The sequence below is a fragment of the Acidovorax sp. HMWF029 genome (genome assembly GCF_003060895.1).
GTDB lineage: Bacteria > Pseudomonadota > Gammaproteobacteria > Burkholderiales > Burkholderiaceae_C > Acidovorax.
Window position 1 is genome coordinate 7,897 of the sequence record NZ_QAIH01000241.1, and the last position, 4,422, is coordinate 12,318.

The 4,422-nt window shown below is 66.6% G+C and carries 4 protein-coding genes; 1 reads left to right on the plus strand and 3 read right to left on the minus strand.

Annotated features, from left to right (window positions below; genetic code table 11):
• The 3 genes from pcnB to hda form a co-directional block, all read right to left on the minus strand.
• A partial coding sequence (gene pcnB / locus DBR12_RS17810; protein ID WP_199226718.1) for a polynucleotide adenylyltransferase PcnB occupies positions 1 to 1,592 on the minus strand: 1,592 nt, incomplete at its 3' end.
• 59 nt (positions 1,593 to 1,651) lie between these two features.
• Entirely contained in the window at positions 1,652 to 2,371 is a 720-nt protein-coding gene (locus DBR12_RS17815) for an HAD family phosphatase (protein WP_108618486.1), read from the minus strand.
• Positions 2,372 to 2,405: 34 nt separating this feature from the next.
• The gene (gene hda, locus DBR12_RS17820; protein ID WP_108618487.1) at positions 2,406 to 3,104 is read right to left on the minus strand and encodes a DnaA regulatory inactivator Hda; all 699 of its coding nucleotides are present in this window, start codon (positions 3,102 to 3,104) and stop codon (positions 2,406 to 2,408) included.
• Between the two features lie 184 nt (positions 3,105 to 3,288).
• Between hda and purM the strand changes: the two genes are divergently transcribed.
• Positions 3,289 to 4,335, plus strand: coding sequence for a phosphoribosylformylglycinamidine cyclo-ligase (purM, locus tag DBR12_RS17825; RefSeq protein WP_108618488.1), 1,047 nt, complete (start codon positions 3,289 to 3,291; stop codon positions 4,333 to 4,335).
• Positions 4,336 to 4,422: the final 87 nt, after the last annotated feature.

Here is a 4,422-nt window from a genome sequence, read left to right on the forward strand (position 1 = left end):
TCGCCAGCCGCTGCGGGCGCTGCACCGTCACCGCCGCCTGCACCACCGGGCTTGCGGCGACGGCGGCGGCGCTTTTTGGGGGCACCGCCTTCAGTGGCGAACTCGGTATCGCCCCCTTGCGGGTCCGCGTCTGCCGCCGGTCCTGCCGAGCGCGGGGCCGATGCGGGCGCATTGCGAGGCACGCGCTTGACCACGGGCTGCTGTGCTTTCTGGCGGGCTTTGGCTTCCTCTTTGGCCTGGTCCATCAGGTCGTCACGGCGCTCGTCGTCGGCAGCCTGGAAGTCCTGCCACCACTCGGCCAGGGCTTCTTCGACCTCGCCCACATCGGCGCGCAGGCGCATGAAGTCGAACCCGGCCCGAAAGCGCGGTTGCATCACCATGCCATACGGGGTGTTGCCCACGCGCTTTTCAAAACGCGGCTGCATGACCCAGATCTCGCGCATGTCGGCGGCCAGCTTGCCACGGCCCGACACGTCGCCAATGCGGCGGTCGAACACTTCGTCGATGGCCTCTTGCAGCGCAGGCAATGGGTGCAGGCGCTGGTTCAGGCGCTCTTGCCAGCCATTGCGCACGTCTTCCCACAGCACGCAGGCCAGCAAGAAGCTGGGGGCTACGGGCTTGCCTTCGTTCACGCGGCGGTCGGTGTCCACCAGGGCGGCCTTCACAAACGGCGTATCGGCGCGCTCCACGGCCACATCCAGCAGCGGGTAGATGCCCTTGGCCATGCCCAGCTTGCGCAGTTGCTCGATCGTCGCAATCGCGTGCCCGGTCTGCAGCAGCTTTAGCATTTCGTCGAACATGCGGCTTTGGGGCACCTCGGCCAGCAGGGCCTGCGACTGCACCAGCGGCGCGGCCGACTTGGCATCGATGCTGAAGCCCAGCGGGCTGAGCTTGGCCGCAAAGCGCACGGCGCGGATGATGCGCACCGGGTCTTCGCGGTAGCGCGTGGCGGGGTCGCCAATCATGCGCAGGGTCTTCTTCTTGGCGTCCTGCAAACCCTTGTGGTAGTCCACCACGATCTGGCTGACCGGGTCGTAGTACATGGCGTTGACGGTGAAGTCACGGCGCGTGGCGTCTTCATCCTGCGGGCCCCAGACGTTGTCGCGCAGCACGCGGCCCGATGCGTCCACGGCATGCTGCATGCCCGATAGCTGGGCCTTGCTGGTCTTCTCGTTACCCGCCACCTGGCCTGCGGCAGCGTTGTCGAGGTAGGCGCGGAAGGTGGAGACCTCGATCACCTCATGTTCGCGGCCCCGGCCATGCACCACGTGCACGATGCGAAAGCGCTTGCCGATGATGAAGGCGCGGCGAAACAGCCCCTTGACCTGCTCGGGCGTGGCGTTGGTGGCCACGTCGAAGTCCTTGGGGCGCAGGCCCAGCAGCAGGTCGCGCACGGCGCCACCCACGATGTAGGCCTCGAAACCGGCGTCCTTGAGCGTCTGCACCACCTCGGCGGCGCGGCGGTCCACCAGCTCGGGGTTGATGCCGTGCACGCTGGCGGGCACCTCTTCGCGCTTGCCGAAGTGGGGCTTGCCGCCCGAGGTACCAGGCGTCGATTTGCCCAGCAGTTTGTCGATGAACTTCTTGATCATGGGGTGAGAGTATTCAGGGGGTCGGGCACGAAGCGACGGCTGGAGGGGCTGAAAAGCGCTCAGGCAGCCGGTGGTGCAGGCGTTTCGGCATTGGCCACAAACAGGTCCAGTATGCGCCAGCCGCGCTCCTGGGCCAGGGCGCGCAGGCGCGGGTCGGGGTTGGTGGCGACCGGGTGGTTCACCTTCTCCAGCAGGGGCACGTCGTTCATGGAGTCGCTGTAGAAGGTGCTCTCCACGTCGGCCCAGCCGAGTTGCCGCTCCGCCAGCCATTGTTCCATGCGGCGCACCTTGCCTTCGCGCATGGTCGGGATGCCGTCGATCTCGCCGGTGTACCAGCCGCTGGCGTCGCGCACCAGCTGCACGGCCAGCAGTTGCGGCACCCCCAGCGCCTGGGCAATGGGGGTGGTCACAAATTCGTTGGTGGCAGTGACGATCACCACCTCGTCGCCCGCCGCCTGGTGCTGGCGGATCAGGTCGAGCGCCTGGGGATGGATGGCGGGGGTGATGACCTCGCGCATGAACTGCTGGTGGGCGGCCGCTGCGGCATCGGGCCCGCGCAGGCGTACGGCCTCGGTCGCAAAACGCACGTAGTCGTGTACATCGAGCGTGCCCGCCTGGTAGTGGGCGTAGAACTCGTCGTTGCGGCGCGCGAACTCCACGGGGTCGTTCCAGCCAATGCGGATGGTGAACTCGCCCCACTCGTAGTCGGAGTCGAGCGGCAGCAGCGTGTGGTCCAGGTCAAACAGCGCAAGCCGCAGGCGGCGGGGTTCAGTAGTCATTCAGTGTCACAAAGGGCAAAAGGAGAGGCGCGCTTCATTCCGATTCGAGCATCGTCTTGAGCAACGGAATCGTGATGGCGCGCTGGGTGCGCAAGGCAAACGCATCGAGCTGGTCCAAGAGCTGCATGAGGCTGCCAAGGTCGCGCGAGAAGCGGTTGAGCATGTAGTCCATGACTTCATCGCCCAGGAAGACGCCGCGTGCGTCGGCCTCCTGGCGCAGCACGGCGCGGCGCTCGGCCTCGCCCAGCAGCTGCAGCTGGAACACATGGCCCCAGCCCAGGCGGCTGCGCAGGTCGTCGCGCAGCGGCAGGTCGGCAGGGGGCAGATCGCCTGCAGCCAGCACCCAGCGCTGGCTGCCAATGGCAGGGCTGATGGCGTTGACGAACCAGTTGAACGCCGTGGCCTGCTGGGCCGTGCTGTACAGGTGCACATCGTCCATGAGCACGGCTGCCCAGTTCTCGTCGAAATCCGGGGGGTCGGCCACGGATGGATCGAGCCAGCCCACGCTGGAGCCCTGCTCGCGCAGGGCCTGGCGCACGGCCTGGAGCAAATGGGTCTTGCCACTGCCGGGCTCGCCCCACAGATAGGTGGGCACGGGGGAGCGGGTGGCCTCGCTGCTGCCTTCGCCTGCGGCCAGGCGCAGGTGTTGCAGGGCGGCCTCATTGGGACCGGCATAAAACCGGGACAGCGTGGGTCCTGTGGCCAGGCCGATGTCCAGTGCCAGTTGCTTCATCATGGCTGCCGCCCACAGGCACGCAGGCAGAGGGTTGGGGCATGAAACAGCATGGGCTTGAAAGACAAAACAGGGCGGGGTGAAGGGGTGAGCGGGAGGCACTGGGTGCGCAACCCGTAAAATCTGGGCAAATTTTAGTCTGCTGCGCACGCTGTTCCGTGCCGTCCCTGCCTTGAGCACCCCTATGAGCACCTCTGCCACCTCCCCCACCCCCTTGTCCTACAAAGACGCTGGCGTTGACATCGACGCTGGTGACGCCCTGGTCGAACGCATCAAACCCCTGGCCAAGAAGACCATGCGCGAGGGTGTGCTGGCGGGCATCGGCGGCTTTGGCGCACTGTTTGAGGTGCCCAAGCGCTACAAGGAGCCCGTGCTCGTCTCCGGCACCGACGGCGTGGGCACCAAGCTCAAGCTGGCGTTCGAATGGAACATGCACGACACCGTGGGCATCGACCTGGTGGCCATGAGCGTGAACGACGTGCTGGTGCAGGGCGCCGAGCCGCTGTTCTTTCTCGACTACTTTGCCTGCGGCAAGCTCGATGTGGACACCGCCGCTGCCGTGGTGGGCGGCATCGCCAAGGGTTGCGAACTGAGCGGCTGCGCACTGATTGGCGGCGAAACCGCTGAAATGCCCGGCATGTACCCAGCGGGTGAATATGACCTGGCCGGCTTTGCCGTGGGCGCGGTCGAAAAGTCCAAGATCCTGACCGGCCAGACCGTTCAACCCGGCGACGTGGTGCTGGGTCTGGCCAGCCACGGCGTGCATTCCAACGGTTTCAGCCTGGTGCGCAAGTGCATCGAGCGCGCGGGCGCCGACCTGCCCGCCACGCTGGATGGCAAGCCTTTCAAGCAGGCCATCATGGAACCCACCCGCCTGTACGTGAAAAACGTGCTGGCTGCGCTGGCGGTCCACCCCATCAAGGCCCTGGCCCACATCACGGGCGGTGGCCTGCTGGAGAACATCCCCCGCGTGCTGCCCGAAGGCACGGCCGCCCACCTGACCAAGGGCAGCTGGCCCCAGACCGAGCTGTTTGCCTGGCTGCAGAAGACCGCCGGCATCGACGACATCGAGATGAACCGCACCTTCAACAACGGCATCGGCATGGTGGTGGTGGTGGACGCCGCCAACGCTGAGGCCACAGCCGCCACGCTGCGTGCGGCGGGCGAGCAGGTGTACACCATTGGTGCGATTGCAGCACGCGGCGATGGCGCTGCCGTGGTGGTCGCCTGAACGCCCTGACCCCCACCCCGCCACGGCCCGCTGCGCGCTGGCGCGTGCGCGCCACTTGTGCTTTGGATTGTGTTCGCCCTATCAGAC